This window comes from Nostoc sp. (assembly GCF_036917575.1).
Classification (GTDB): domain Bacteria; phylum Cyanobacteriota; class Cyanobacteriia; order Cyanobacteriales; family Nostocaceae; genus Nostoc.
Window position 1 is genome coordinate 73,385 of record NZ_JBALDC010000017.1, and the last position, 26,428, is coordinate 99,812.

A 26,428-nucleotide genomic window follows, 5' to 3' on the forward strand; every position below is an offset into this window, starting at 1 on the left:
GACATCACTTCGTAGTGCGTAGGCGTAGCCCGTCGTAGACATCGCAAAGTTTGAGTAGAATTGGATAGTAATAACAAATCCAAAGCGAAAAAGTAGCGTATATCAATGCTGCAATCCATCGAGTAGCGCATTGAATGTATTATTAATAATCTTCTACCAGCAACGGCTGTTTACCACTTACTGTACAGACTGATTCTATTTTCGGAATAAATTCGTTGAGTGCCTTCACTAATTTATACACCGTTGTACATGGATTGTCTTTGGCTGGAATGTGAGGATTATATTGTTTAAGAAGATTTTCAGCATTTCTAATAGCAATAGATTGCTTCTCAAATAGCTCATCATAAATCGTTTCGCTATTCTTCTGGTATGTCCTACCAAATAAAGAAGTTAACTTCTTCAGATAATCACTTCGAGGAATACCAGTATTGAGAAATTCAAAATGTAAAACATACCATAATTCAAATGATTCATTAGAGTAAGCTACTTTAAACCCCTGATCTTCAGCATTTTTAATAGCGTTATTAAAATCTTCTGTAGTCCAAGAATCACGATCAAATACACACCAAACTTGATCATAGTCTTCTTGCTTATTCAGTTCCTTGGCGCTTTGAACTAGTTTGCTGGGATTTTCTCCTAAACTCTGTACGTCTATTTCAGCAACATTTTTAGGAACACGAAAACTCCTAAAGTAGTTAGGTTCAGTTTTCGCTCCTTCACATACGATTAAGAATCTCTGCTTGACTTCCCTAGTATTAACTTTTCTCGGTGAATATCCACGAGAGTTTGCCTTTCTTTTAGACATGATGAGAGTCAATTAGATGATTCAAATTGCCGATGTACGGAATTGCGCCATATCTACCTTGAATATAATCACTCTCAAATGAAGCATCGTTACTTATATTGTATTCTGCTAAAGAGTACAAATCTGTTGCACCATACCTATTCTTTTCAGTAAACCAAATTTGATCTCTACGAAAAAGCTTATTGTTAAGCAAATTGGTATCGTGAGTCATAAATATTAACTGAGCATTATTTGGATTCGTTTCGTTAGAATTAAATCATTCCACAATTGCACGACTGAGCAAAGGATGAATTCTAGCATCGAATTCATCAATAATTAGAACTTTACCGTTTTTTAGTGTATCAATAAGAGGCCCTGCCAAAGCAAAGACTTTTTGAGTTCCTTCAGATTCTTGATTGTCTAAATCAAATATCTCTGTAGATACAGGATTTCCTTCGATATTAAATTTTTGGTGCATAGTTTGAACTGATGTTACTTTTGTCATTCCATTTTTTATAATGTATTTTTTTATTTCATCAGGCAATTCTTTAGGAAAAGAATCAGCAGTAATTTCACTTTCCTCTACCTTGACATCGCCAAATCCTAAATCTAATTTTTTGAGCAACTGAAAAATTTCATTTTTATTTTTATTATTCGTTAAACAACTAATTGTGTATCCTTTATAGCCACTATCATCTAAACCAGAGACAAGTTTGACTCTGTTTGCCAGCCAATCCAAGATTTTCTCTGCAATCTGGACATTAAATTGAGCAGATACAGACAAAAAGAGAGCATTATGCCTTGTTTTCTGCTGAATACCATCAGCTTTATATGTTTTAGAAACACTAATTTTGTTCAGTTTGCGCTCAAAAAGTTTAGTTTCTTTTGACTTAGGGACATAAAATAACCATTCAGAGATAACTTTGTCACGAGTTGCCTCGAATCCATATCTATATCTCTTGCCATTCATTAAAAATACTATTTCAAAAAAAGATGGTTTAGCTTCGGTTTCAGTGCTGAGTTTAAATCGCTCAACATCTATTTTTTCCGTACTTTGAGTCTCTTTAGAAGAATTAATCATAAACCATCTCATGAAACCTAAAGCTGTAGCTAGGTTACTTTTACCACTAGCATTTGCACCGTATATTGCGCCGCTTTTAAGTAGTTTTAAATCATCATCTATTTCAAAAACGTTGTTTTCGTCGAGCTTTTTGTCTTTTGCGACAAGGTCAGCTGCCACCATACTAAAGGTGACTTGCTCTTTAAACGATCTGTAGTTACCGATACTAAATTCAATAAGCATAGCATGAAGTTTAGGCTTCAGACAGAAATCTGTGAATAAATAGTAATTTACTGCCTTAAGAGTAGCAATAATTGGTTGAAGATGCTAAATTAAAAGATTGTTTTTATCATGTACAAATGTACTGTTATTAAGGTATGCAGCATAATAAACGCTCACACCGGACGATTGGCGGTTTTGTTGCAAAAACTGATGTTAGATACTTATAAGTGAAGCAAATGTTTATGTACAATAAAATTACTTAAGATAAATTAGCAAGTTCAATACCGGAATTGTGCGAAAAATTGTCCACAAAAGCAACGTAATGTAACTTAAACCTAAACTTCATTAGATACCAAGCAATTGCAGAGATGATACCTGGTAAGTGTTCGTCTCACAGGCGGATGTCCTTAAATCTTAATTTAACTAGGTTGTTAAGCCAGTTGCAACAGCGATCGCACAATCAAGCATCATTTACCTCTAAACTGAATTGAGCAATTTCCCAAGCTTTTTGGTACAGTATTCTAGAAAATCCATATCACGAGAATGGGCGTTCGCCTTTGGCGTTGGCTGTGCCATCGCTCAAAAGCAATTGCCAGTTTATTGCTCAGAATCAAGAATGCAGTTGCTATGATCAAACGCCTGCTTGTGGTCGAGTCTCCCGGAAAAGTTAAAAAACTCAGTCAAATTCTGGGTTCGGATTGGAAAGTTCTAGCCAGTTGTGGTCATATCCGAGAACTCAGCAATGAAGGGGACGATTCTTTGGGCTTCGTCATGGACGGCGGTAATGTCCGGTGCAATTACGTCCCGCGTGACCAACGAGCGAAAGAAACAATTCAAAAGCTCAAGTCTGCGGTGAGGCAGGTTGATGAAGTTGTCTTAGCAACTGACCCAGACCGGGAAGGTGAGACAATCGCTTGGCATCTCAAAGAAACGCTGGGTTTAAGGGAACCGAAACGAGTAATTTATACTGAGATTACAGCATCGGCGGTGCAAAGTGCGATCGCTAATCCTAGAAAGCTAGACCAAAACTTAATCGGTGCTGGGTTGTGCCGAGATTGCCTAGATAAGTTGGTAGGTTATAAAGGTAGTCCTTTAGTTTGGGCATTGAATAACGGCGCTAAGAGTGTTGGCAGAGTCCAGAGCGCGACTTTACACTTAATTTGTCAGCGAGAAAACGAAATTCTGACTTTTGTCCCCCAAGATTACTGGAGTGTCTGGGTAGATTATGCTGAAGGATTCCGGGCTTTTTACAAAGGTACGGTCGATTCTGCAAAAGATGCAGCAGAGCAAGAAGCTGAAACTCATGATGATGCAAAGGTAGGTAATAGTCCAGAAACACCAGAATCTAAACGTGTTCTTTCTGAAGCAGAGGCTACACGTTTAGTTGAAGAAGCACAGCGACATCCTCATCAGGTGATTCATTTTGAAGGAAAAATCGTTAACCGCCAGCCACCACCACCCTTTACAACTTCCAGCCTTCAGCAAGCAGCTGGTTCAAAGTTGAGGTTTGCTCCTGATAAAACTATGGTTGTTGCCCAAAAGCTTTATGAAGCAGGGCTAATAACATATATGCGAACAGACTCAGTAATGTTGAGTCCAGAATTTTGTGCCAGCGCCCGTAAATGGTTGGAGCAAAATGATCCGCAGAATGTTCCGCCGCAAGTCGCCAAGCATCGCAGTAGCAAATCGGCTCAAGAAGCACATGAAGCGATTCGTCCCACGGATGTATTTCGTCCCTCAGTTCAATTGCGCTCTCAACTTCCTGATGATGAGTTTAATCTGTATGTGATGATCTGGAAACGGTCAATTGCTTCTCAGTGTCGTGCTGCCCAATTGCGTAAAACTCTGGTAATTACTCAATCTGGTTCTCTACTGTGGTCAGCCAGAGGGCAAGTAATTGAATTTTACGGTTATGCTCGGTACTGGAACAATCTTAGCAAGGATAGTATTTTACCTTCATTACAACAGGGACAAACATTGAAACTGGAGAATGCGGGACATGAGAAGAAGCAGACCCAGCCACCACCGCGTTATAGTGAACCAAAATTGGTGCAATTGATGGAACGTAAAGGAATTGGTCGCCCAAGTACTTATGCTCCTACTATCGCTACTTTAAAAAAACGCAATTATGTCGAGTTGAAAAAAGACCATCTGCAACCGACAGCGTTAGGGTTAGAAGTTGATGCGTTTTTACTCAAAGCACTGCCTGATTTACTAGAGGCGGAATTCACAGCGAAAATGGAAGATGCCCTTGATGCAATTTCCGAAGGAAAGAATTCTTGGCAGCATTATTTAACTAGTTGGAATCAGAATTACTTTGTACCAGCACTTTCCAAAGCTAAAACTGTAGTTGCGAGTTCCCCAACAGGTAAAGCTAATGTGATAAGCGAGCGCAAATATGAAACTTCTAAGACTCGATGCCCTGAGTGCAAAAATTTTCTCGCCAAAATTCCGAGTAGTAAGGTCAAAAAGAAATATTTCCTCAAATGCACAAAAGGCTGTGATGTAGTGCTATTTTGGAGCGATTTTAACAAAACTTGGCAGCCACCACAAACTAAAGCAGTCCAAGCTGAGAATCAACAAAAGCCTCCTGTAAAGATGACGGCATATCCCTGCCCAGTATGTAAAAAACCTCTGGAAGAGTACAGTTATATCAAAGAGGGGCAGAGTAAGACACTGTTGCGATGTTCTGACTCGCAACAGCGTCAGGATACCAAACATAAAGATGTGGCTTATTTCAGTACGCAAAAAGGGTGGTGGAGTCCTAAGTTTGGGGAGTTAGGAGTTAAGAATTAATAACTCATCACTTCTAATTCCTGACTTTATTTACCTTACGCGCAAGTTCTGCGATGTTCATCTGCTCGTAGTGTTCAAAGGGTTGGTGAATCCAGGGGTTGTCAGCCAAGTAATCCACATAATAATCAGGTGCTATAACCGAACAAGCTTTATACCAAAGTACAGCAGTACGAATTTCCTCAATTGGGGAATCATTATTTTGCTTAAGCCAAGGTATAGTCTGTTGGAGTGTGATCCCAGAATCTACTAAGTCATCCACTAGGAGAATGCGCGAACCTAACTTTTCGGCAGTCATTGTCAAGTGGCGGGAGAAAATTAAATTATTTCTTTTTTGCTTGCCAGTGCCACTGTAAGATGAGGCTGCTAAAATTGCCAGTGGCTGCTGGTATATACGGGAAAGAATATCTCCAATTCGTAGTCCTCCTCTGGCAAGACAGATAATCTGGTTGAATTCCCAACCGGATTCATAAATCTGAATAGCCAGTTGTTCAATTTTTTGGTGATAATCTGACCAAGAAACATAAAGGTCTGGCATAAGTCTAACGGGAGTTATAGATAGCTAGTATTGAAGGCGATGTCTACGATGGTCACTGAGCTTGCCCAAGTGCGGGTTACGCCTATGCAAACTTTTTATCAAAGCAGAATTCAGGAGTCAGGAGCCAGAATTCAGTTGGGGAATTCTGTGCGAGTGGCGAATGAATAAACGGCGTTTTTGCATCCCCACTAAATTAAAAATTTAACGGTCTACAATTAGTGGTGGGTCTGAATCCCGCACTTTCTTGTTCTGACTCCTGAATTCTGACTTCTGGATTCTTCGTTCAATTTAATATGAGTGCAAGTTATTATGAACGATTCTGCTGCTGATGGCGATGCCCAACGAGATCCTCAGAGTGAAAAACTCGACTTAAAAACAAAACTGGCTTACGGTGCAGGAGATTTAGGCCCGGCAATTACTGCAAATATCTCCGTCTTTTATCTACTGATTTTCTTTACCAGTGTCGCTGGTATCCCTGCGGGTTTAGCTGGCACTATTTTAATGATTGGCAAAATCTGGGATGGCATAAACGATCCGCTTGTCGGGTTCCTGACTGATAAAACGAAATCTCGTCGCTGGGGCCGTCGTCTTCCCTGGATGTTTTATGGAGCAATCCCTTTTGGAGTTTTCTTTTTCTTGCAGTGGATTGTACCGCAATTTGGTGCAAATCAGAGTGAGAATATTTGGCCGCTGTTCTGGTATTACGTAGCGATTGGGATTGTATCTCAGTCCTTTTATACGGTTGTGAATTTGCCTTATACGGCGATGACTCCAGAACTAACTCAAGATTACGACGAACGCACTAGTCTTAACAGCTACCGTTTTACATTTTCCATTGGTGGCAGTATTGTGTCGTTGATTTTAACGCAAATTGTTTTTTCATTGATTGCCGATCGCCAACAACGATATCTCTTTTTAGCAGCAATTTGTACTGTAATTTCGATTTTAGGATTATATTGGTGCGTTTTTGGAGTCCGCGATCGCATCTTGGCTTTTGAGGCCAAACGCATCCAAACTGAAGAACCTGCATCTCTCCCCTTTTTTGAACAGCTAAAAATTGTCTTCAGCAACCGACCTTTTTTATTTGTTATTGGTATATATCTTTTTTCTTGGCTAGGTGTGCAAATTACAGCCAGCATTATTCCCTATTTTGTAGTTAATTATATGGGTATAAAAGAATCAGATGTGCCTCCAGTACTGATTGCAGTTCAAGGAACTGCTTTATTGATGCTATTTGTCTGGGGGGCGCTAAGTAAAAAAATCGGAAAAAAAGTTGTTTATTTTTTGGGAATGAGTTTGTGGATTATAGCAGCTGCCGGACTATTTTTCTTACAACCTGGTCAAATAGTTTTAATGTACGTAATGGCTGTCATGGCTGGTATTGGTGTATCCACAGCTTATCTAATTCCCTGGTCGATGATTCCAGATGTAATTGAATTAGATGAACTCCAAACTGGACAACGCAGAGAAGGCATTTTTTATGGGTTCATGGTTTTGCTGCAAAAATTTGGTTTGGCTTTGGGGCTATTTTTGGTGGGAAATGCTTTGCAAGTAGCCGGTTTTAAAGAATCTATAGCCGGAAGACCACTACCTATTCAACCAGAATCAGCACTGTTTGCTATTCGCGTTGCTGTTGGGCCCATACCGACAGTTTGTTTGATTTTCGGTTTAATCTTAACGTATTTTTACCCAATTACCCGTGAGATGCACGCTGAAATTATGCTGAAACTCAAAGAACGGCAGGAGAAGTAATGTTTTGTTGTCATTTCTCTCCACTTGCAGAAATGTGCCCAATCCAACATGAGTATTGATAGAAGTTAGTCAATCAGCTTTTGCTAAAAACTTTTGAAGTGATTGAGAGTTAGAAAATGGCACAAACAACGACCGTAACAGCAACTGGCGACAATAACATTGATGGTTTACTCAAAGGGGTGAAGTGGGCATCTCCCTCAGTAAGCTTTAGATTCACTGACAGCATCGATGACTATGAGTCTGATTATCGATACCGTGCGATTCATGCAGTTAACTTCCAAATGCTAAACCCAACCCAGCGAGCTGTTGCGCTAAGATGGATAGGGCAAGGGGGAGAGTACTACAATGTCTCCAATCTCAGTCCATTTGAACTGACTAGTGCTAGCGATCGCGATGCAACTATTCGCTTGGCAATGTCAGACGTTCTTGGGATAATATCAGCAGACACAGCCTTCGCTTATCCCCCTGCAAACACTGTCCAAGCAGGCGACGCTTGGTTTAACACAACCCATTACAACAACCCGGTCGTCGGTAACTATGCTTACTACACCTTCGGTCATGAGCTTGGTCATACACTAGGTCTGAAGCACGGTAATCAGACTGACGGTGTTAGCAATGTCGCCATGAACTCCGATCGCGACTCGATGGAGTTTTCAATCATGACCTACCGCTCGTATGTGGGGGCACTGGCAAACAGCGTATCGAACGAAACCTGGGGATATGCACAGTCGCTAATGATGTACGACATCGCAGCGATCCAGCAGATGTACGGTGCATGGTTTGGCTACAACTGTGACAACACGACTTACACCTTCTCAACCACCACCGGGGAGATGTTCGTCGATGGTATCGGACAAGGAACACCGGGTGATAACCGTATCTTCCGCACGATCTGGGATGGTGACGGGATTGATAGCTACGATTTCTCTAATTACACCACTAATCTAGCAATCGACCTGACACCAGGCGGTTGGTCTGACCTTGATGTGGGTGGCAACTTCCAACGCGCCGATCTTGGTAGCGGTCATTATGCCCGTGCCCAGGTGTTTAACGCGCTTCAATACAACGGTGATGTTAGATCGCTGATCGAAAACGCTAACGGCGGTTCGGGTAATGACACAATTAGCGGCAACAGTGCTAATAATGTTCTGACTGGAAACGATGGCATGGACATCCTAGTTGGAGGTTTTGCCAATGATAGCCTGACTGGTGGTGCAGGTGCTGATACCTTTGTTTTTAACTCTCTATCCGAAGGGATTGATACGATTACAGACTTCGCCTACTGGGATGTGGATAAGATTCAGGTTTCTGCTAGTGGGTTCGGCATTGGGGTAGGTGATTACAATAAATTCTTCTTCGAGAGCTACACAGGATCTTTGTACTTTGATGGAACCCAATTTGCATCGATACAGCAAAACTCTGGTTTTGTCCCTATACTTGACATCAACATTGTCTAAAGGGGTTAGTTGCAGGTAGACGTTATAGAAAACAGCTAAAGTAGGGTGGGCATTGCTCACCTACATTTATGTCTTAATTTGGAGTTAAATTATCCTCTTATATTAATACTTGGTTACTACGGAAGCTGCTACAGACTGCGCAAAACACTGAAACGTCAAGGCAGAAGCTCTTACAGGGAATACAGAAGTTGCTACAGACTGCGCGAAACACTGAAACGTCAAGGCAGAAGTTAATTTTTAACTTGCTTAACTTTATTATAATTGCGATCGCACCAATTACAGTCTCCAAACATCAAAGAGCCGTAGTGTGACACTTGAGATTGAAGAAAGGTAAAATATTTCGTACAAAAGCTAGGTTAACGGAGTTCAGAGGTAGATTCATCCGGTTCAAATACTCGTTAACAGAGTTCAAAGGCTGAACAAGCCTTTGAACTGCAATATGCTTAGAATAAGTCTTTGTTCTCTTCCCTGCTCCCCTAACTCCTGCTTCTTTCACGCTCATATCAGTTTTGCTTAAAGGAATAAAGCCATGACTCAAGCTTTACGCAAACTAGTTACATTCAACGAATTTGTTGCTCAGTACCCAGACAACACACAAAGACGTTATGAACTCCATGATGGAGTAATTGTTGAGATGGCACAACCAACAGGCGACCATGAAGAGGTTAGAGGATTTTTGATCAGAAAACTGAGTGTAGAATTTGACCGCTTAAATCTTCTCTATCTCATCCCAAAAACAGTATTTGTCAAACCACTTGAAAACGAATCAGCTTATTCACCAGATGTCCTTATACTAAATCAGCCTAATTTAATAAATGAACCTCTATGGAAAAAAGCATCTACTGTAAGTCAAGCTGCATCCATTCCTTTCTGCTCACCAATACGCGCACAACGCTCACACTCTGGTGTATACGATTTTTTATGTGAAATATGCCATTTCATGCAGAGCATCATTTGTACGCATCAATTCCGTTCCACGCGCTACCAAAAGCACATCAGCAATTGAGCAAACACTTTACCCACATTGAACCTGGATATCTGAAAGTAAACTGGGATATTATCACTAATTCGTAATTGGGCATTGGGCATTGAGCATGGAAAAGAGACAAGGCAGAGACTTGTTCAATAATTCCTCCTTATCCCCCTTGTCCCCATTCCCCATTTTCTTTGATTTTAATTTGCTTTAGACTCGACCTGAACGCACCTTTATCAGATCATGAAGAATGATAAAAAAAAACGAGTATAGACAAACATGATAAAAATGCTAGCTGAAAATTTGATAGGAATTGAAACAAGCTTACAAATTAATTGGGTTTGGCTAAATGCCAGCTTAGAGTTTGCTAGTTGGGCACTTTTCTCACTTTTACTTGCTGAAGTCTTGAGAGACAGTTACCATGCTTTGTGTCACCAAGTCAATTGGCTTGCTAAATGGCACAACAAGCACCACATGGCTTATCGCCGCGATTTATCGATAGTTTCCCTGAAAGTTTATCAAGAATCTCAGCTTTATCACGACATTTTAGAATCGAGTTTACTGCTGGTGGTATTGATAGTCATTGCCTTAATTATCCAGCATAAGGGGTTATGGCTGGGAGTAGCTTACGCTTGCACCTTTTTGTATGGCGCGTCTGTGCGATATTTTCAAGGAAAAATTGATACAGATTACAACCACCTACCTGGTCCTTTAGAGACAATTCCATCCATTTGGTGGGTAAATCGGTCTTACCATTGGCGGCATCATTTTGATAATGTTAACGCTTACTACAGTGGCGTCTTTCCCCTAGTGGATAAAATTCTTGGTACAGGACTATCTCTTAAAGGTAAAACCATTGCTTTAACCGGAGCATCAGGAGCGTTAGGGCAAGCGTTGGCGGCTGAACTTGTAAAGAATAATGCTAAAGTCGTGGCATTAACCACTAATCCAGAAAAATTAGTAGAGCAAGTTGGGGTAAAGGTGGTTTGCTGGCAGTTGGGCAACGAAGCCAATCTGAAGGATAGTTTAGAGAAAGTAGATATTTTAATTATCAATCACGGAGTTAATGTCTATGCCAGCCGCACACCGGAGGCTATCAACTCCTCTTATGAAGTGAATACCTTTTCAGCATTGCGATTGATAGATATATTTTCGACAACTGTAACAGGCCCACAAGCAAAAGCAACCAAGGAAATCTGGGTAAACACTTCTGAAGCTGAGGTTTCTCCAGCACTGAGTCCGCTTTATGAACTCAGCAAAAGAGCGTTAGGAGATATTGTTACCCTTAAACGTTTAGACGGAGATTGTGTAATTCGCAAGTTAATTCTTGGCCCATTTAAGAGTCAACTTAATCCTTCTGGAGTGATGTCTGCACAGCAAGTTGCTCGTGCGATCTTATTTTTCGCCCGACGAGACTTCCGAAATATTATTGTGGCAATAAATCCTCTTACTTATCTGCTGTTTCCCTTAAAAGAAACTAGTACATCGCTATACTATCGACTCTTCAGCCGCACAGCAAAAAGCGAACAGGACTTAGGCAAGCAATAGTCAAAAAGAATGATTTTCAGGTAGGGGCAATTCCAGGGCAAACGCATCTAAATTACTCTTATAATTACTTATAGTTAAGTAATTTTTATTTCTAACTACTAACCCGAAGGTCACGTTGTTGAGGGATGAGATGGATGCTGTCGTGCCGACGAAGGATAATATTCAATTGCTCTGCTCTTCAGCACTTGTGATTAACGGGCACGGATCGAAAACCGTTAATGACAGCATTGACATTGAGAATCACATTCTGTTGACACCGCACAGGCTTGAGGTTCCCTACGTGCTTTCGATGGACTTCTCCATTGAATCGCATTTGCGCCAGGGTTTTCTTCCTTGGGTTCACAACGGAGCCTGGACGGTATATGGACTGCGCTACGGGACGAGCCACGCGCCCAATGTCATTATTCAGCCGTGGAGCGATGGCGAATTGCTGTCTTTCTCAAGGCAGATCAGCAATGACCCTGAGTTATGGTCTAAAATCGATGGCATGTCTGGATATTACCCTGAACGAGACACCAGTATGTGCCTTATCTTGAGAACTCCTGACGGCACACTTTCATATCTTGATTGGAAGATGTCTGCGAAATGCTTCGAGGAGATTGGTGCTAACCGTCAACTAACTGGCACATTCAAGGGCTATGTGCCAATCTTCCTCTACGCTCCGCAGGTCGCGAAAGTGAAGATCCTTAGCCGGACAACGCTGAATGAGATCATGGACAGCGTGGGAAGGATCGCGGGGAACCGACTCCTACTCTTGGCGACCTGCAACACAGGGCAGAACAACCACCACGTAAGCTTCGTCAGGGATTGGATATCGATCCATCGTGCCGTAACGCTTGGGGCAGAATCGTGCGATACGAGTTCCGTCGGATGAAAGATGTTCCTTGTCGTATGTAGGACTTCACGAAAGCAACAGCGATCGCTACGCTCCTGCAAAGTAAGTTTATCGTTTTTTAATCGCCATCATCCGAACTCCACCATTAGGAGCAAGGGTAAATCCACGTCGTTGCAGTTTAATAGGTTTATTTTCTACTAAGGTAAGTTGATAATTAGATAAAACTGTTGCAAGGACTAATTTGATTTCCAACAAAGCAAGGGCATATCCTAAACAGCGCCGACTTCCGCCACCAAAAGGAATGAACTCCCAAGGAGAATACTGGCGTCTTAAAAAACGTTCGGGATTAAATTGTTGAGGATTAGGATACAAGTCTTCCCGGTGATGCAAAAGGTAAATACTTGGCATTAAAGTTGTATTAGGAGCAAACTGGTATCCGGCAATATTTATGGATGATTTGGTAATGCGTGGGAAAAGCACTGGCAAGACTGGATACATCCGCAAGGTTTCTTGGCAAACTGCGTTTAAGTAAGGAAGTTGGGCAATTTCCATTGGGTTAGGATTTTCTTCCAGGCTGTCGAGTTCTTGCTGCAATTTTAAGAGAACATCTGAATTTCGGTGAATTTGATAAAAAGCCCATGCTAGCGTTGTTGCAGTAGTTTCATGTCCAGCAAATAAAATTGCCAGCAATTCATCCTTTAATTCATCGTCGGTCATTGCTCGCCCATTTTCATCCCGTGCTGCCATCATCAAGCTCAGAATATCACCCTGGCTCTGATTGTTCTTTGTTCTTTTCTCTTCAATTTCTGCTTGAAGTAACTGATAAGCATACCTTTGTTTACTTTTCATCTGCCCCCAAGGAGTCCATTTTCCCCAATCTTGTTGCAAGAATGGCAAAAATAGCATACTGGAGCGCAAAGGAGAATCAGTCATATCTAACCAACTAGTAAGAAGAGGTAAAATTAGTTGATAGCGTTCCCCTTCACTTAAACCAAAGACAATTTGTAAAATTACTTCTAGACTAACTTTCTGCATGGCAGAACGAGCCACAAAAGGTTGACCGATTTGCCATTGACTGGCGATTTGCTCGGTAACTAAGCAGATTTGTTGAGCATAAGTCTGTAGCCTTTCTCCATGAAAGGGGGGCATTAATAATTTTCGTTCTCGTCGATGGCGGGCACCATCCATTAACATCAGAGAATTTCGCCCAATCAAAGGCTCTGCAAGTTTATTAGCACGACCAATATCAAATTTAGAATCTTGACTGAAAATTTCTTGAATGGCTTGGGGATGGCTAAGAATTACATAATAACCAAGTCCACCCAGTTGCATGGAAAAGATGTCTCCATACTCTTGACTATACTTTTGCTGAAATCCAATCGGATCGGCAATCCATCCGATTAGTTGCCACCACGAAGGGCTAGTAATGCAATTCGGTAATTGACTAAGCATAGTATTTACCTGTAGATTCCACACTTAAATAGGAGCTTTCAAAATTTTTTCCAAAATATCAACTGTTTCAAATACAGCCTGGTTATTAAGGGTGTTGAGATTAGCCCGGTAGTGAGAATAGTTTTCTGGTTGAATTAGCTTTTCGACAGCCCGCTCAATATTGTGAAAATTAGAAATTACAATCCCGAGTTCTTTATCCGTAATCCATTCACAAGAGAGTCTTTCCTGACTCATAGTGAAGAAATTGCGTTCTGTAATCACAGGTAACTTCATCGCCGTAGCCTCGCTGAGGCTACCAGGCCCTGGCTTACCAATAAAAAAATCGGCAAGATGCATATAATAAGGAATGTCTTCAGTAAAGGTAGTGACAAACCGCTTCTGAAAACCTTGACTTTGACGGAGTGCTGAAGCTAACTCTTCATTTTGCCCGCAAAGAAAAATGAGTTGGAGCTTGTCTTGAAAACATTCGAGACGTTGGGCAATTTCGAGTATAACCTTAGAGCCATAACCGCCAAACAGAACCAATCCAGTGGGCAAATCTGGATCTAGATCCAAGCGTTGTCTTTCGCTTCGGCGATCAACAGTAATGGGATCGTAGAATCGGGGATTAATCACCAATCCTGATGTGCGGAAGATTCGCTTTTCCTGATGCCCCAACGCGCGCGCTTGTTCGACTGCCTGTTCAGTAGGACAGATTAAGAATTGCTCCTGTGGCTCTATCCAGAAATGAGGAGGAGAATCCGCAAAATCCGTAAGAATAGTGACGAAGGGTGTTGTGGGTATTGCTTTTTGTAAGCTTTCCCTGAGTACTCGGTTATAAAATGGAATGCAGGATACTACTAAATCCGGCTGATTCTTCCGCCAGTGACTTTCAAGCAGAGCTATCAGCTCAGAAGAATTTTGACGAATGTTTGCCTTTGCCAAAGTCCGAAGTAATGGAAATAACAGAATGAGGAATGTCCAGCCTTTTTTTAGTACCAGGTTGTAGATATCATTTCCATTCTTACCAGTCATTTTATAGAACATATCCGCTTGCTCTATATTTTCAATTTCTTCAATATTGACTAGCTTAGGTTGCCAGTTCGGCTGTTGCTTCTTGATGACTTGGGACAAAGCATTTGCTGTGCTGCGGTGTCCACCACCACCACTATAAAAAATCAAATCTATTCTTGTCATCCAGTGGCCTCTTCAAAAATGACTTTGGGAAAACCTATTATTTCACAGTTCACTTTTAGGAATTTCCTCACGAAATTCTATGCCTAATTGCATAGTTTCCACTACCAAATCACGTAAATCTCGATTGAGTGCTACAGCACCTTGAGAGCCAAACCAACGGTCAAAAATAGCGACATATCGCTGATTCCCATTGATAAATCCTTGCATGAACTTTACCAGAGAATAATTGACTGTATCCAAGAATTTGGAGTTATCTTCTGGCACCATGCAAGCGATACCTTCTCGTGAATAGGGGCGATCGGGTACGATCGCAAAAGTATCTGGATTTTTTTGCTGTTCCAGCCATGCCTCTAAAAGAATGCTATCGGATGAGAAAGCATCAATAGTATCTTGTTGCAAAGCTGTGTATCCCTCTGCTCTAGTTTTAAAATATACTAGCTTAACTTTGGGTTGTACACGAGCGATCGCCTGCTCGTTTGTGGTTCCCGCCAGCACCCCAATTCTCTTTCCAATAAGTGATTCAGGAGAACCTAGATTACTTCCTTTCTTAACTAATAATTGGGTTGCAGTCGCACCATAGCTTATAGAAAAGTCTACTTTTTTATCTCGCTTCCATGTAAAACTACTAGCATCACACACAATATCAACTTGGTGATTAACTATTTTAGGAATCCGCTCAGAAGGGCTAAGACCAACTAATTGCAGTTTAATTTTTTTTCCTGTGTCTTTTTCTAATTGCTCTTTAATTAGAGTCAGCATATCTATAGAATAACCATTTAACTTTCCTTGACTATCCACATAGGCAAAAGGTAGCGCATCTCTACTAGTACCAGCTGTTAATACTCCTGTTCTAGCGACTTTTTTCATTACAGTCTCAGCAGCTACCACATTAGACATGAGCGTTGCAAACATAAGACTTAAAACAGGAATAGCAATTTTTTCGTACATAAGCTTTAAGAGTAGGTCATTTTTTCAAAAATCAAATCTGATTGACAGCGTATTTCAGATAAATGAAGTACACGACTGACGGGGCATAACATATTCTCTGCGGGTGACGCTCCTGCGTCGCTAACAGCAGTCGCTCATAAGGGAAACCCTCATTCGCTCTTAGCGTCTCCCCTTAGGAGAAGACCCTTACGGGTTCAGCACTTTGCCATCGACGGAAACCGCCAAGACAGCAAGTGCTTCACCAAGTTACAATCTGTTATATATATCAAGCTCAAGAAGTTATCACTATCAAGTACATAGTAAGATTATCCAGTAACTATTCTTTACATTAGTTTTCTTTCATCACTCTGGTGAAAGAAAAATTGCAGCCAACTTGAAGAGGATGTCTGAAAAGTGACAGGGCTTACGTAAAAAACCTCTCTAACTCTTATTCCTCTGTGTCGCACCAGTTGCTTCTCCCTTGGCGCTAGCCTCTCCCTTTGGGAGAAGGGAAGACTCTGCGCGAACAAGTCTCTTAACCGCAAGGGCGCACTGGCTTCTCTGCGTTCTCTGTGGTTTGATTTTCTGTTACCTGTGCGTAAGTCCTGAATTCCTCAGTTCGAGTTACAAGGATCGCCCGCACTAGACTTAGGCTGGAGAGTTTCACCGTCTCTGAGACGCTACGCGTGCAAAGCACACGCCAAAGGTAATGCCTATACAAAACTACATAATTCGGTAAAATTAGGTAAAGTAATTTTTGCGCTTGTTAAACAAAGGCATCAGCAAACCATGCAACTGAAACTCAGTGCATCTCGACTTCCCTTCGCTCCCTTGTTGTTAATCGCCCCCTTTTTCCTATGGGGGACGGCAATGGTAGCCATGAAAGGAGTGATACCCCATACCACACCGCTATTCATGGCAGGTGTGCGTCTGATACCAGCAGGGATGTTAATTCTGATTGCAGCAGCATTTATGGGTAAACCCCAGCCGAAGGGTTGGGCTGCATGGCTGTGGATTGCCTTATTTGCCTTAATAGATGGGACGCTATTTCAAGGCTTTTTGGCAGAGGGATTAGGCAGAACTAGTGCAGGGTTAGGGTCTGTGATGATTGACTCGCAACCCTTGGCTGTTGCCTTGCTGTCGTTGTGGCTATTCCAAGAACAGATTGGTTTTTGGGGATGGCTGGGGCTTGGTTTGGGAGTCATAGGCATTAGTTTAATTGGCTTACCTGATGAGTGGATTTTACATTTTTTCGACTCAGGCGCAAATATGACAATCGGTAACTGGCAAGACTTGTTTGCTAGTGGTGAGTGGTTAATGCTGTTAGCAGCGCTATCAATGGCAGTGGGAACAGTTTTGATTCGGTTTGTCTGCCGATATGCTGACCCTGTAAGCGCTACGGGATGGCACATGATTTTAGGCGGATTGCCACTATGGGGAATTTCATCAGTCGTTGAATCCCAGCAGTGGGAAAATTTGGGAGGATCTGATTTCATGGCTTTGGGTTATGCTACTGTATTTGGCAGTGCGATCGCTTATGGGTTATTCTTCTACTTCGCCTCTAGTGGCAGTCTTACGAGTCTTAGTTCTCTCACCTTCCTGACACCCGTTTTTGCGCTACTATTCGGCAATCTTTTACTCTCTGAAGTTCTCAGTCCGTTGCAGTGGGTAGGAGTATTTCTCACTTTAATCAGCATCTATCTGATTAACCAACGTGATACTTTAGCAGGACAAAAGGACACAGTTACTGTCGGCGAGATAGCTAATATACAGCAACCAGTTTTAGAAACATCTGCTAAAAAATTGAACTCCATAAGCCTAGAAGTTAAAGAATCTGAACCAAAAATATTACCCTAACTTGTTAAAATAATTTGTAATTCGTAATTAGGTAGAAAGATGAGGGAGCAGAGGAGAATAATTAATAACCAATGCCCAATCCTCAATGCCCAATGCCCCATTTCCAATTAAAAATGACACTTAACATTTGGTCGTCTAGAAGCTATTGTGGTATCGAAGATTTGAAAAGCACGTTCAGGCTGAAACTTGCAATATGAGGCTATGCCGTTCCTCAATTCTGATATTTACCTGTTTTTCTGGCGTGGGTTTTTACCCAAATCGCTCAAGCGTAGCCACACCTAACCTAGCACCTCAAATTTTAGAACTTGCCCAAGCCAGTTCGACAGTTACTGCTAGTCCGGCTGTTTTGAGATATGGTAGTCGAAAATCAGATGTGCAGAGATTACAAACTCAATTAAAGCAGTTGGGATACTACAGTGGTGTGGTAGATGGAGAGTACAACGCCAATACGGAAATCGCTGTAACTAAATTCCAGAAAGTAAAGGGTTTAAAAGTGGATGGGATTGCTGGCCCGGCGACTCAGGAGAAACTGCAAGCAGCTTTAGCAGTTAAAAAGCAGTTTGTCACCTCTCCAATAGTTACCTCTATTCCTCCAACTTCTGTAAAACCCAAACCAACTCAAAGAGGTTTTGTCTGGTGGTTACTATTTACCATTGGAGTTCTAGGATGTACTGGCGCACTTATTTATCTGCTGAGGAAGTTTCAGAAGGTTAAGCAAGTGCAAAAGTCCGAAATATTAGAACCTAAAAGTTTGAGTGAAGCTAACAAAGAACCGATTACGCCACCTTTGCTAGAGACTGTCACTAGTTTACAAATACCTCCACCACCACCGCTTTCCACACAATTACTGCTACCAGAAAAAACTTCCCGTCTTGCTAAACTCAATATTGTTGACGAATTAGTTCAAGATTTACATAGTTCTGACCCAACGAAGCGGCGCAAGGCTATTTGGGATTTAGGTCAGCAGGGGGATTCGCGGGCAATTCAGCATCTGGTTGACCTGATAATTGATGCTGATTCTCAAGAAAGTAGCTTAATTTTAGCAGCTTTGTCAGAAATTGGCATCCGCACACTCAAACCGATGAACCGTGCTTTAGCAACTTCAATTCAAAATGAAAGTCCACAAGTGCGGCAAAATGCGATCCGTGACCTGACGCGCGTTTATGACATGATGGGTCAAATGAGTCAGATGTTGCACCATGCGCTAGAAGACCCTGATGCCGATGTGCAAGCAACAGCACGATATGCTTTAACTCAGATGAATCGAATACGTGGCTTGCCAGAACAACAGCAAGAAGATTCTGATAATGATTCAGAACAATAAACCAGGAGTCAGTTAATTTTAGATTTTAGATTGAAGGAAAAATCTAAAATCTAAAATTTGCAGTGAACTAAGCTGAATCTGCTGTCAGCTTAAAAATATTTCAACTGGATTTGGATATTGGTATCTGGCCCTGCGACTAAAAATGCTGCTTCGCTAAATTTAGGCGCTCTTGTGCGAATTTCTGGATTGCTGGAAAATCCAAAACCTTCCCTTGGTATACCAAAAATATTGCGATTGAGAATGCGGTCATTATTTTGATCGTGGAAGACAGCAACAGCGTAGCTACCTGCTTTCAAGTTGTTAAAGGTAATGAATAAGGGATTTTCAGTAATCTTGGTACACTGCTTTTGTAAGACGCGATCGCGATCGCTAGGAAATCCTTCACTGCTAGCAAATATACTGGCACATATTTGTCCTTGCTTATTCTTCAAGCCATCAATTTCTACGGTGAGTTTGCCGTTCAAATTTGCCTTAGCACTAAATGACCATGCCAAATTTCCTATCACTGCCAATAGCAGCATACTAAACCTTAAGCTTTTAACCATAAAATTTTCACAAGGTAAAATGCGATCGCTAAATTAATAAACCATTAATCAGGCAAAAAGTAGGAGGTATAAAAATTCCTTACTTTTCTGACTTGGATAGAGATTCTAATTTCTCTTCTTTAGATACTCTAATACCTTAAGTAACTTTTATTACTAGCAAAAAGATGCTACTAACTAAAACATTGTATCCTTTATTATTTTTTTTACTTTTGACTTTCGATTTTCGACTTTTGACTTTCCGCAGGGTGGTCATCACCTGCTAATAAACCTTTTGTTGGGTCAAGTGCATCGCCGTACCACGAATAAATACCAGGGACAACAGACCATATATCTGCTGCTAGAGTTCCCTAGACTTTATAAACTAAGTGAATTGAGGTAACTCTCACTGGCGCATCAGTGCCAAGTTTGTCAAATAATGTTACACAGAAAACTATAATATTAAACTTTTAGCTAATACTTTTAAGAAATAATCATCTCATTCTCTATATCAGTTATTGATTTTCTTAAAGATAAATTTGACTAATTATCTATTTCCTCAAATCAAAAAAATGTATCAAAAAATACAGTTTTTTGGCTTTTATTATGAAGTAAATAACGCATATTTATCACGCTTCTCCAGAGATAGCAGATTGATCGAGCTATTCATACAAAATATAGGGTTTTGTAACTACATGACTTACATAGAATTGTTACAACAAAGCTAACAAACCTAATTTACTTAAAGAAACCAAGTTCAGAGTACCTGTAATATGGGAAACTTGGCAATATTCCCTATAAATCAGATTCAAAATGAGTAATACAATTTCGGATATTGCAGTCAAGGCTATCAACGGTGAAGATAAGCAATTAAACGACTACATCGGGAAGGTACTCTTAATTGTAAATGTGGCTTCCTTCTGCGGTTATACTTCTCAATACGAGGGGTTAGAAAAGTTGAACCAAAAGTATGGAAAAGCAGGGTTACGTATTTTGGGTTTCCCTTGTAACGATTTTGGCGCGCAGGAACCAGGAAGCAATAAAGAAATTGTGGAATTCTGCACGAGTAAATATGGTGTTACCTTTGAACTATTCGATAAAGTTCATGCCAAAGGCTCACAGCAGCATCCACTTTATGAGCGACTTACTAAAGCCATTGAGCCAACAGGAAATATTGCTTGGAACTTTGAAAAATTTTTAGTTAATAAGCAAGGTGAAGTAGTAGCTCGATTTAATAGTAGTGTTCAGCCAAATTCACCAGAATTAATTGTCATAATTGAGAAAGAATTAGCAAAATAGCCATTAGTCATTAGTCATTAGGTTTTACAATTGATATTGATTTTTGGCAGTTTCTTAACTGAGAATATATTCTCAATTAGTAGTTTAATTTATTTGTGTCTAATTTGTCATGAACGTTGCAATCATTGGTTGTGGTTATGTTGGTTATAAAATTGCTCAATATTGGCAGCAAGATACGAATTTTGCTGTCAGTGTAACCACAACTTCGCCTGAGCGTGTCCCTGCACTACAATCAGTATCTCAAAGAGTTGTAGTTACCTGTGGTAATGACATAGATAGTCTAAAATCAGTTTTGCACAATCAAGATGTTGTACTTTTGAGTGTTGGGGCAAAAAGTGGAGAAGTTTATGAACAAACTTATCTACAAACTGCCCAAACTTTAGTTTCATGCCTACAGCAGATTAAAAGTGTTAAACAATTAATATACACAGGTAGTTATGCAGTATATGGTGACAGAAATGGTGTATGGGTAGATGAAGAAACACCGCTTGCACCTCCTAATTTAAATGCACAAATTCTCCGAAAAACGGAAGATGTGTTGCTATCAGCATCTAGCGAAAATCTCCGTGTTTGTATCTTTCGCTTAGGAGGAATTTATGGAAGTGGTAGAGAACTGTTGAAAATCTTTAGTAGATATTCTGGTACAACCCGTCCAGGCAATGGCGAAGATATCAAAAATTGGATTCATTTAGATGATATTGTTAGTGCAATAGAATTTGCCCGTCATCGTCGGTTGCAAGGAATTTATAATCTAGTAGATGATGCACACCTCACCAGCCGAAACTTGCTAGATAGTTTATTTGAAAAACATAATTTACCCAAAGTAAAATGGGACACATCTATCAAGAATACTCGCCCATACAATGCTTGGGTATCGAATGAAAAGCTCAAAGAAGCTGGATACGAGTTGATTCATCCACAGATGATTTTTTAGCAAGTATTAAAAACTATGAATTATGCAACCATCTACTGTAGCTAACACAACCAATTTGACAGTATCTCCTAGCCAGTTTTATAGTTGGCAGAATTCCCGTTGTGCCTACGAAATTTATCAACCAATTAATACGATATCTGAGGGCATTCCCTTACTATTAATTCATCCAATTGGCGTGGGATTGTCGCGGCGATTTTGGCAGCGATTTTGTCGCGAATGGTATAATAAAGGTCAGCGTAATTTAATTTACAACCCTGATTTACTAGGATGTGGTGAAAGTAATATGCCCCATGTAGCTTACACTCCTAGTGATTGGGCAGAACAGTTGCAGTCCTTTTTACAAACAGTAATCCAAAAACCGGTTATTGTTGTAGTACAAGGTGCTTTATTGCCAGTTGCTATCCAACTAGTGCAAAAGGAATCAAATTTAATTGCTGGACTGGTACTTTCTGGGCCGCCAACGTGGGCTTTGATGACAAATCAACCACCAGAATGGCAGAAAAAATTCCTTTGGAATGTGTTAGATTCGCCTTTTGGCAGCGCTTTTTATCGCTATGCACGCACCCCAAAATTTTTACGTTCTTTCTCGATTCGTCAACTCTTTGCTTCTGAAAATGCTGTGGATGCAGAGTGGTTAAATACATTGCTTGCAGGTGCAGAAAATCCTGCAAGCCGTCATGCAGTGTTCTCTTTTTTAGCAGGGTTTTGGCGAGATGATTATACTAGTTTTATTACCTCTATTCACCAACCAACATTAGCGGTTATGGGAGAAACTGCATCGAGTATTAGTCAAGACAATAAAAAAGAAACCCCAGATGAACGCTTGGCTCACTACCTTGCTTGTTTCCCTCAAAGTCGAGGTATAAAAATAAATGGACGTAATGTTTTACCCTATGAATCAACCACTGAATTTGTAGCAGCGATCGCTCCATTCATCAATGAAGTTTTTTAGCTGATTGATAGTTACATTGTACCAGTTCTCCCATGCTAAGTTATGACTGGAATTGATTACTAAAGGCAAGCAAAACTATGTTACCTAATCATCAAGGACAAAAAGTACCTAATGTTACTTTTCATACTCGCAATAACAACGAGTGGCTGGATGTGACAACCGATCAGCTATTTGCTAATAAGACAGTAGTTGTCTTCTCTTTACCAGGTGCTTATACTCCGACTTGTTCATCCACTCATCTCCCTGGCTACAACGAATTGGCTCCGGTTTTCAAAGCAAATGGTGTCGATGATATTATCTGTATTTCTGTTAATGATACCTTTGTGATGAACGAATGGGCGAAGGATCAAGAAGCAGCAAATATTACACTAATTCCTGATGGAAATGGTGAATTTACTGAAGGTATGGGTCTGTTGGTAGATAAATCAGACTTGGGGTTTGGGAAGCGATCGTGGCGCTATTCTATGCTGGTGAAAGATGGTGTAATTAATCAGATGTTTATTGAACCAGAGGAGCCAGGAGATCCCTTTAAGGTGTCTGATGCTGAGACAATGCTCAGATACATCAACCCCCAAGCAGTGAAGCCCGAAGTAGTTTCCCTGTTTGCGAAAGTGGGTTGTCCTTTCTGTGCCCGTGCTAAGTCAATGCTCAAGGAACATGACATCAACTACGAAGAAATTACCTTGCGCAAGGATATCACCACCCGGTCGTTAAAAGCAGTTACAGGTGCGACAACTGTTCCCCAAGTATTTATTGATGGTAAATTAATTGGTGGTTCTGAGGCATTAGAAGCTTACTTCGCTGCTAAAGAGGGTTAATTAGGGTTGCAATACTGCGTAGGTTTTGCCTAAAAAATAGAAATGTGTAAGTTGGGGAGCCACTGCGTTAGACGGGTTCCCCGGCTTGTACCCCTTTGGGGAAGCAAGAGCGTCTCCCAAGGGAGAAGCAAGTGGCGTTTGAAAAACAAAAACCAACATACAGATACCTTAAAGTCATATTGAGGTACTTCGATATCGTTTTGAGGTACTCCGAAGTCGTGTTGGAGTATTTCAAACTTTGTTTGTCGCACCGCAACCGAGTACACAGGTTGATTTTTTAAACAGTCGCTACGAATATTTTTAACCGGACGGTATTGAGTTGGGGTACACAGTCATCAATTGCACCAACTTCAGATGAAAGTCATGATATTTTTGACCGTAGCCTGATTTGTGAGAATTAAAAACCGCAGATCCCCGATTTTGTAAAAGTTGTTGGGGATTTTGTTTTTCGTCAGCAGTTAACAAATCTTCAGATGAATAGATGTATTTTTGTCCAGTTATTTACTAGCGATCAGATAAAATCGATTCGGATTGAAGTTTTATTATTTTGAATATAATATGTTTGCCAGAATCCGCAGAATTTTGAGTCAATTTTTTAGCAGATCAAGAACAATCAACAACGAACCACTGAATAAAGTCAGTTTGATTGTGATTATTATAATTGATATTTTTATCTTAATTAATGTTTTTAGCGGGCTTGATGATATTAGTAGATGGCATATCAGTCCGACTGCGGCTTATCCATGTTATTCAGAGTGGCAAAATTACCGTACAAAAACTAATTCAGATAAAGACTATGAAGTTGTTAGACTTTCATTGTCATCTTACACGAACAATCAATTTAGTTTTCGGGGAAACTATCAACAAGCCGAAGCAGGACATCTGGGTAAGGTTTCTCAAACGTGTTTGCAATATGCCGATTATAAAGATAAGATTAAAAATTCTGAAAAGCAGCAAATTATCAAAACTATCGAGCAAAAACAAGCAGAAACTAGTAGGCTGGAACAAGCCAATAGCACTATTAAATCTCAGTATGACTCAACGCTCTTAGAAAAAATTGCAGGTCAGAGTAGCGAACAATCAATTAACCAAGTCAGTGCTGAAAAAGCTAAACAAGCATTAGAACAAAATAATCGCCAAATTTCTACTCTTAAACAAGAAATTTTTACTCTTAAAAATGAACTACTTACTCAACCAGAAAGTATTAGTTTTATAACCTTTCTTAAAGATGACAGTCGATTCCAAGAAGTTGACAAAGGATATCAGCAGGCATCATTTTGGTATCCAAGTATCCAATTTGCTTTTCAGTCCCTCTTCCTTTTACCACTGATTTTCGTTGCTTTATCAGTTCATAAATTTGCCCAAAGAAGAGGATATGGACTCATTTCGCTAATTAGCTGGCATTTGCTAGTTATCTTTTTTATCCCATTAATAGTCAAAATATTTGAATTTCTGCAAATAGGTGCAATATTTAAATTTTTATTTGATATAGTCAGTGCCATTTTTGGTGGGTTACTTTTCCTGATAAATTATGTTTATATCTTGCTGATTCCAATTATTGGTTTTGGAATCATCCAGTTTTTTCAAAAATTTGTCTTTAACGCTAAAGTCCAAGCAGCTAGCAGAGTTCAAAACTCACGCTGTGTCAATTGTGCTAAGAAAATTCAACATCTTGATACTTACTGTCCACACTGCGGTTATTATCAGTACATTGAATGTCAGAACTGTCATAATCTTACTTATAAACATTTGTCGTATTGTAAACATTGTGGAACTTCTCAAGTTTCCAATAATTTGTAATCAGTGAAGCCGTCGAGCGATTTTTTAACTTAGATATGGAAAAAGCGAAACAAATCAATAAAGAGAGTCAGTCGCCGTTTGATTTTCTCAAAAACCTGTTAATTGCTCGTTGGCGATCGCTCTTACTCCTTTTGCTCGGAGTCTATTTACCTTTGCAGATTTTTGAAATCCTAACTGTAAAAATATGGGAGAATCAAGCGGGGTTTCCGTGGGATGTACCGATTCTGTTAGCAGTTCATTCTACAGCAAACCCACAGTTAGATGTTTTAGCTGTCACCCTAGCTACAATTGGGTTGCCTTGGACGGCGATACTAATTTTGGGTGCGATCGCCCTGATATTACTATTTCAAAAACGCTGGCGATCGCTAGCTTATCTACTTACCGCCTCAGCAGGAAGCATTATCATCAACCGTACAGCCAAGGAATTAATGCATCGAGTGCGTCCACAATTGTGGCAATCTATTGCACCTGAGTCTAGTTTTGCATTTCCCAGCGCTCATGCGATGACAAGTGTAACACTAATAGCAATTTTGCTATTCTTAACTTGGGCTAGCTCTTGGCGCTGGTTAGTTCTCATCTTCGGCAGCTTATATATCATAGCGATTGCGTGGTGTCGTCTTTATCTGGGGGTTCATTTTCCCAGTGACATTCTCGCAGGTTGGATGGTTTCATTAGGTTGGACAATTGGTGTCAGTCTGATTATCAAACCGTATACAACTATAGCCAAATCCGTAGATGGCAAACGTCTTAAAGATGAAACTACTTTACTACCAGAAGAAATAAAGTCGATAAATGAGGAGTAATATCAAGTTCGGTTAAACACTTATAATATCTGTCAATCAATTCATATCTATTAGGACTTACGCACAAGTTACGGAATAACGAACCGCCGAGGCACAGAGAAGCCAGTGCGTCCTTGCGGTTTTCCGACTTAAAGCAACTGGAACTGGCGCGGCACTCAGAAATCAGAGTTTGAGAGATATTTTGCGTAAGTCCTATCTATGTCAATAAATCAACTCAGTGGCAAGGCGATAAATCTGTCCCTTGTCGCCCAGTCCAGCTTATCGATAGGCAGCACGACCATTTTGATCGCGATAATTGCCGGGTTGATTACCCACAGGGCGAAGGGCATTCACGGTATCGGCTTTGACGGATGCGGGAAAATTTACTGAAGCGATCGCCTGCCAGAATCGCCCCAAGTGTTGGGTATTGATGACCTATCCCATACAGGTATGTTAGTGCGCGTTTGGATTAAAACTGCACCTATGGAACAATGGAGCGTTGGGCGAGAGTTTCGTCTACGGGTACAGCAAGCCTTTGAAGCCAACAATATTAAGATTGACGCAAATTGAGAATTGTCAGCTAGAAACGAATAACTTAACCAGAATCGCTAAAAGTTTTTGCTG

23 protein-coding genes and 2 pseudogenes are annotated in these 26,428 nt (G+C 40.6%); 15 read left to right on the forward strand and 10 right to left on the reverse strand.

Going from position 1 to position 26,428, the window contains the following annotated elements; translation table 11 throughout:
- Positions 1-142 precede the first annotated feature (142 nt).
- From V7K79_RS03805 to V7K79_RS03820, 4 genes and pseudogenes are all read right to left on the reverse strand, one after another.
- Positions 143-805: an RloB family protein gene (locus V7K79_RS03805; protein ID WP_335044859.1), complete on the reverse strand. Its 663-nt coding sequence runs from the start codon at positions 803-805 to the stop codon at positions 143-145.
- Positions 798-1,016 (reverse strand): AAA family ATPase, encoded by a 219-nt coding sequence (locus tag V7K79_RS03810; RefSeq protein WP_335044861.1) that lies wholly within the window; start codon positions 1,014-1,016, stop codon positions 798-800. Before V7K79_RS03810 ends, V7K79_RS03805 begins: the two co-directional genes overlap by 8 nt.
- Before the next feature lie 45 nt (positions 1,017-1,061).
- Positions 1,062-2,087, reverse strand: coding sequence for an AAA family ATPase (locus V7K79_RS03815; protein ID WP_335044863.1), 1,026 nt, complete (start codon positions 2,085-2,087; stop codon positions 1,062-1,064).
- A gap of 234 nt (positions 2,088-2,321) precedes the next feature.
- Positions 2,322-2,526: pseudogene (locus tag V7K79_RS03820) on the reverse strand (pentapeptide repeat-containing protein); the annotation flags it as partial.
- A 167-nt stretch (positions 2,527-2,693) separates the two neighbouring features.
- On the opposite strand from V7K79_RS03820, the gene topA reads away from it, so the two are divergent.
- Positions 2,694-4,862: a type I DNA topoisomerase gene (topA, locus tag V7K79_RS03825; protein ID WP_335044955.1), complete on the forward strand. Its 2,169-nt coding sequence runs from the start codon at positions 2,694-2,696 to the stop codon at positions 4,860-4,862.
- Positions 4,863-4,875: 13 nt separating this feature from the next.
- On the opposite strand, the gene V7K79_RS03830 is transcribed toward topA, so the two are convergent.
- Entirely contained in the window at positions 4,876-5,397 is a 522-nt protein-coding gene (locus V7K79_RS03830; protein ID WP_335044864.1) for a phosphoribosyltransferase, read from the reverse strand.
- Between the two features lie 309 nt (positions 5,398-5,706).
- On the opposite strand from V7K79_RS03830, the gene V7K79_RS03835 reads away from it, so the two are divergent.
- The 5 genes and pseudogenes from V7K79_RS03835 to V7K79_RS03855 all read left to right on the forward strand — a co-directional run bounded on the left by V7K79_RS03835 (position 5,707) and on the right by V7K79_RS03855 (position 12,001).
- Positions 5,707-7,149 (forward strand): MFS transporter, encoded by a 1,443-nt coding sequence (locus V7K79_RS03835; RefSeq protein ID WP_335044866.1) that lies wholly within the window; start codon positions 5,707-5,709, stop codon positions 7,147-7,149.
- Between the two features lie 116 nt (positions 7,150-7,265).
- Positions 7,266-8,606: a M10 family metallopeptidase gene (locus V7K79_RS03840; RefSeq protein WP_335044867.1), complete on the forward strand. Its 1,341-nt coding sequence runs from the start codon at positions 7,266-7,268 to the stop codon at positions 8,604-8,606.
- A 529-nt stretch (positions 8,607-9,135) separates the two neighbouring features.
- Positions 9,136-9,474, forward strand: a pseudogene (locus tag V7K79_RS03845) (Uma2 family endonuclease); the annotation flags it as partial.
- Positions 9,475-9,858: 384 nt separating this feature from the next.
- The gene (locus V7K79_RS03850) at positions 9,859-11,127 is read left to right on the forward strand and encodes a bifunctional sterol desaturase/short chain dehydrogenase (RefSeq protein ID WP_335044869.1); all 1,269 of its coding nucleotides are present in this window, start codon (positions 9,859-9,861) and stop codon (positions 11,125-11,127) included.
- A 130-nt stretch (positions 11,128-11,257) separates the two neighbouring features.
- Positions 11,258-12,001 carry a hypothetical protein gene (locus V7K79_RS03855; RefSeq protein WP_335044871.1) on the forward strand — a complete coding sequence of 248 codons (744 nt, stop codon included), beginning with the start codon at positions 11,258-11,260 and terminating at the stop codon, positions 11,999-12,001.
- 69 nt (positions 12,002-12,070) lie between these two features.
- Here the strand turns inward: V7K79_RS03855 and V7K79_RS03860 are convergent, their stop codons facing one another.
- Genes V7K79_RS03860 through V7K79_RS03870 form a run of 3 tightly spaced genes read right to left on the reverse strand, consistent with a single transcriptional unit; the run spans position 12,071 to position 15,538 of the window.
- Entirely contained in the window at positions 12,071-13,414 is a 1,344-nt protein-coding gene (locus V7K79_RS03860; RefSeq protein WP_335044872.1) for a cytochrome P450, read from the reverse strand.
- A 24-nt stretch (positions 13,415-13,438) separates the two neighbouring features.
- On the reverse strand, positions 13,439-14,590 hold the full coding sequence (locus V7K79_RS03865; RefSeq protein WP_335044874.1) for an MGDG synthase family glycosyltransferase: 1,152 nt from the start codon (positions 14,588-14,590) through the stop codon (positions 13,439-13,441).
- Between the two features lie 42 nt (positions 14,591-14,632).
- Positions 14,633-15,538, reverse strand: a complete 906-nt coding sequence (locus tag V7K79_RS03870; RefSeq protein WP_335044876.1) for an amino acid ABC transporter substrate-binding protein — start codon at positions 15,536-15,538, stop codon at positions 14,633-14,635.
- Positions 15,539-16,306: 768 nt separating this feature from the next.
- Between V7K79_RS03870 and V7K79_RS03875 the strand changes: the two genes are divergently transcribed.
- Both V7K79_RS03875 and V7K79_RS03880 read left to right on the forward strand, forming a co-directional pair.
- Positions 16,307-17,374, forward strand: coding sequence for a DMT family transporter (locus tag V7K79_RS03875; protein ID WP_335044878.1), 1,068 nt, complete (start codon positions 16,307-16,309; stop codon positions 17,372-17,374).
- 193 nt (positions 17,375-17,567) lie between these two features.
- The gene (locus V7K79_RS03880; protein ID WP_335044880.1) at positions 17,568-18,698 is read left to right on the forward strand and encodes a peptidoglycan-binding protein; all 1,131 of its coding nucleotides are present in this window, start codon (positions 17,568-17,570) and stop codon (positions 18,696-18,698) included.
- An 89-nt stretch (positions 18,699-18,787) separates the two neighbouring features.
- Here the strand turns inward: V7K79_RS03880 and V7K79_RS03885 are convergent, their stop codons facing one another.
- Complete coding sequence (locus V7K79_RS03885) at positions 18,788-19,243, reverse strand: DUF2141 domain-containing protein (protein ID WP_335044882.1); 456 nt, start codon at positions 19,241-19,243, stop codon at positions 18,788-18,790.
- 789 nt (positions 19,244-20,032) lie between these two features.
- Here V7K79_RS03885 and V7K79_RS03890 point away from each other — a divergent pair.
- The 6 genes from V7K79_RS03890 (at position 20,033) to V7K79_RS03915 (ending at position 25,825) form a co-directional block, all read left to right on the forward strand.
- The gene (locus V7K79_RS03890) at positions 20,033-20,518 is read left to right on the forward strand and encodes a glutathione peroxidase (RefSeq protein ID WP_335044884.1); all 486 of its coding nucleotides are present in this window, start codon (positions 20,033-20,035) and stop codon (positions 20,516-20,518) included.
- Between the two features lie 109 nt (positions 20,519-20,627).
- Positions 20,628-21,452 carry an SDR family oxidoreductase gene (locus V7K79_RS03895; protein ID WP_335044886.1) on the forward strand — a complete coding sequence of 275 codons (825 nt, stop codon included), beginning with the start codon at positions 20,628-20,630 and terminating at the stop codon, positions 21,450-21,452.
- Positions 21,453-21,474: 22 nt separating this feature from the next.
- A complete protein-coding gene (locus tag V7K79_RS03900) occupies positions 21,475-22,404 on the forward strand; it encodes an alpha/beta fold hydrolase (protein ID WP_335044887.1) in 930 nt (309 codons plus the stop codon).
- A gap of 77 nt (positions 22,405-22,481) precedes the next feature.
- Positions 22,482-23,222, forward strand: coding sequence for a glutathione peroxidase (locus tag V7K79_RS03905; protein ID WP_335044889.1), 741 nt, complete (start codon positions 22,482-22,484; stop codon positions 23,220-23,222).
- Between the two features lie 558 nt (positions 23,223-23,780).
- Positions 23,781-25,022: a hypothetical protein gene (locus V7K79_RS03910; protein WP_335044957.1), complete on the forward strand. Its 1,242-nt coding sequence runs from the start codon at positions 23,781-23,783 to the stop codon at positions 25,020-25,022.
- A gap of 35 nt (positions 25,023-25,057) precedes the next feature.
- Positions 25,058-25,825, forward strand: a complete 768-nt coding sequence (locus V7K79_RS03915; protein ID WP_335044891.1) for a phosphatase PAP2 family protein — start codon at positions 25,058-25,060, stop codon at positions 25,823-25,825.
- Between the two features lie 258 nt (positions 25,826-26,083).
- Here V7K79_RS03915 and V7K79_RS03920 read toward each other — a convergent pair whose 3' ends face one another.
- Complete coding sequence (locus V7K79_RS03920; RefSeq protein WP_335044893.1) at positions 26,084-26,221, reverse strand: hypothetical protein; 138 nt, start codon at positions 26,219-26,221, stop codon at positions 26,084-26,086.
- A 33-nt stretch (positions 26,222-26,254) separates the two neighbouring features.
- On the opposite strand from V7K79_RS03920, the gene V7K79_RS03925 reads away from it, so the two are divergent.
- The gene (locus V7K79_RS03925; RefSeq protein ID WP_335044895.1) at positions 26,255-26,374 is read left to right on the forward strand and encodes a hypothetical protein; all 120 of its coding nucleotides are present in this window, start codon (positions 26,255-26,257) and stop codon (positions 26,372-26,374) included.
- Positions 26,375-26,428: the final 54 nt, after the last annotated feature.

What these genes read in the sequence shown, in the direction of transcription:
- V7K79_RS03870 (WP_335044876.1), bottom strand. Translation starts at nt 15,538, where the DNA reads ATGTACGAAAAAATTGCTATTCCTGTTTTAAGTCTTATGTTTGCAACG.
- V7K79_RS03885 (WP_335044882.1), bottom strand. Translation starts at nt 19,243, where the DNA reads ATGGTTAAAAGCTTAAGGTTTAGTATGCTGCTATTGGCAGTGATAGGA.
- topA (WP_335044955.1), top strand. Translation starts at nt 2,694, where the DNA reads ATGATCAAACGCCTGCTTGTGGTCGAGTCTCCCGGAAAAGTTAAAAAA.
- V7K79_RS03850 (WP_335044869.1), top strand. Translation starts at nt 9,859, where the DNA reads ATGATAAAAATGCTAGCTGAAAATTTGATAGGAATTGAAACAAGCTTA.
- V7K79_RS03830 (WP_335044864.1), bottom strand. Translation starts at nt 5,397, where the DNA reads ATGCCAGACCTTTATGTTTCTTGGTCAGATTATCACCAAAAAATTGAA.
- V7K79_RS03910 (WP_335044957.1), top strand. Translation starts at nt 23,781, where the DNA reads ATGTTTGCCAGAATCCGCAGAATTTTGAGTCAATTTTTTAGCAGATCA.
- V7K79_RS03815 (WP_335044863.1), bottom strand. Translation starts at nt 2,087, where the DNA reads ATGCTTATTGAATTTAGTATCGGTAACTACAGATCGTTTAAAGAGCAA.
- V7K79_RS03895 (WP_335044886.1), top strand. Translation starts at nt 20,628, where the DNA reads ATGAACGTTGCAATCATTGGTTGTGGTTATGTTGGTTATAAAATTGCT.
- V7K79_RS03890 (WP_335044884.1), top strand. Translation starts at nt 20,033, where the DNA reads ATGAGTAATACAATTTCGGATATTGCAGTCAAGGCTATCAACGGTGAA.
- V7K79_RS03855 (WP_335044871.1), top strand. Translation starts at nt 11,258, where the DNA reads ATGGATGCTGTCGTGCCGACGAAGGATAATATTCAATTGCTCTGCTCT.
- V7K79_RS03880 (WP_335044880.1), top strand. Translation starts at nt 17,568, where the DNA reads ATGAGGCTATGCCGTTCCTCAATTCTGATATTTACCTGTTTTTCTGGC.
- V7K79_RS03865 (WP_335044874.1), bottom strand. Translation starts at nt 14,590, where the DNA reads ATGACAAGAATAGATTTGATTTTTTATAGTGGTGGTGGTGGACACCGC.
- V7K79_RS03840 (WP_335044867.1), top strand. Translation starts at nt 7,266, where the DNA reads ATGGCACAAACAACGACCGTAACAGCAACTGGCGACAATAACATTGAT.
- V7K79_RS03915 (WP_335044891.1), top strand. Translation starts at nt 25,058, where the DNA reads ATGGAAAAAGCGAAACAAATCAATAAAGAGAGTCAGTCGCCGTTTGAT.
- V7K79_RS03925 (WP_335044895.1), top strand. Translation starts at nt 26,255, where the DNA reads ATGTTAGTGCGCGTTTGGATTAAAACTGCACCTATGGAACAATGGAGC.
- V7K79_RS03810 (WP_335044861.1), bottom strand. Translation starts at nt 1,016, where the DNA reads ATGACTCACGATACCAATTTGCTTAACAATAAGCTTTTTCGTAGAGAT.
- V7K79_RS03875 (WP_335044878.1), top strand. Translation starts at nt 16,307, where the DNA reads ATGCAACTGAAACTCAGTGCATCTCGACTTCCCTTCGCTCCCTTGTTG.
- V7K79_RS03805 (WP_335044859.1), bottom strand. Translation starts at nt 805, where the DNA reads ATGTCTAAAAGAAAGGCAAACTCTCGTGGATATTCACCGAGAAAAGTT.
- V7K79_RS03835 (WP_335044866.1), top strand. Translation starts at nt 5,707, where the DNA reads ATGAACGATTCTGCTGCTGATGGCGATGCCCAACGAGATCCTCAGAGT.
- V7K79_RS03905 (WP_335044889.1), top strand. Translation starts at nt 22,482, where the DNA reads ATGTTACCTAATCATCAAGGACAAAAAGTACCTAATGTTACTTTTCAT.
- V7K79_RS03860 (WP_335044872.1), bottom strand. Translation starts at nt 13,414, where the DNA reads ATGCTTAGTCAATTACCGAATTGCATTACTAGCCCTTCGTGGTGGCAA.
- V7K79_RS03900 (WP_335044887.1), top strand. Translation starts at nt 21,475, where the DNA reads ATGCAACCATCTACTGTAGCTAACACAACCAATTTGACAGTATCTCCT.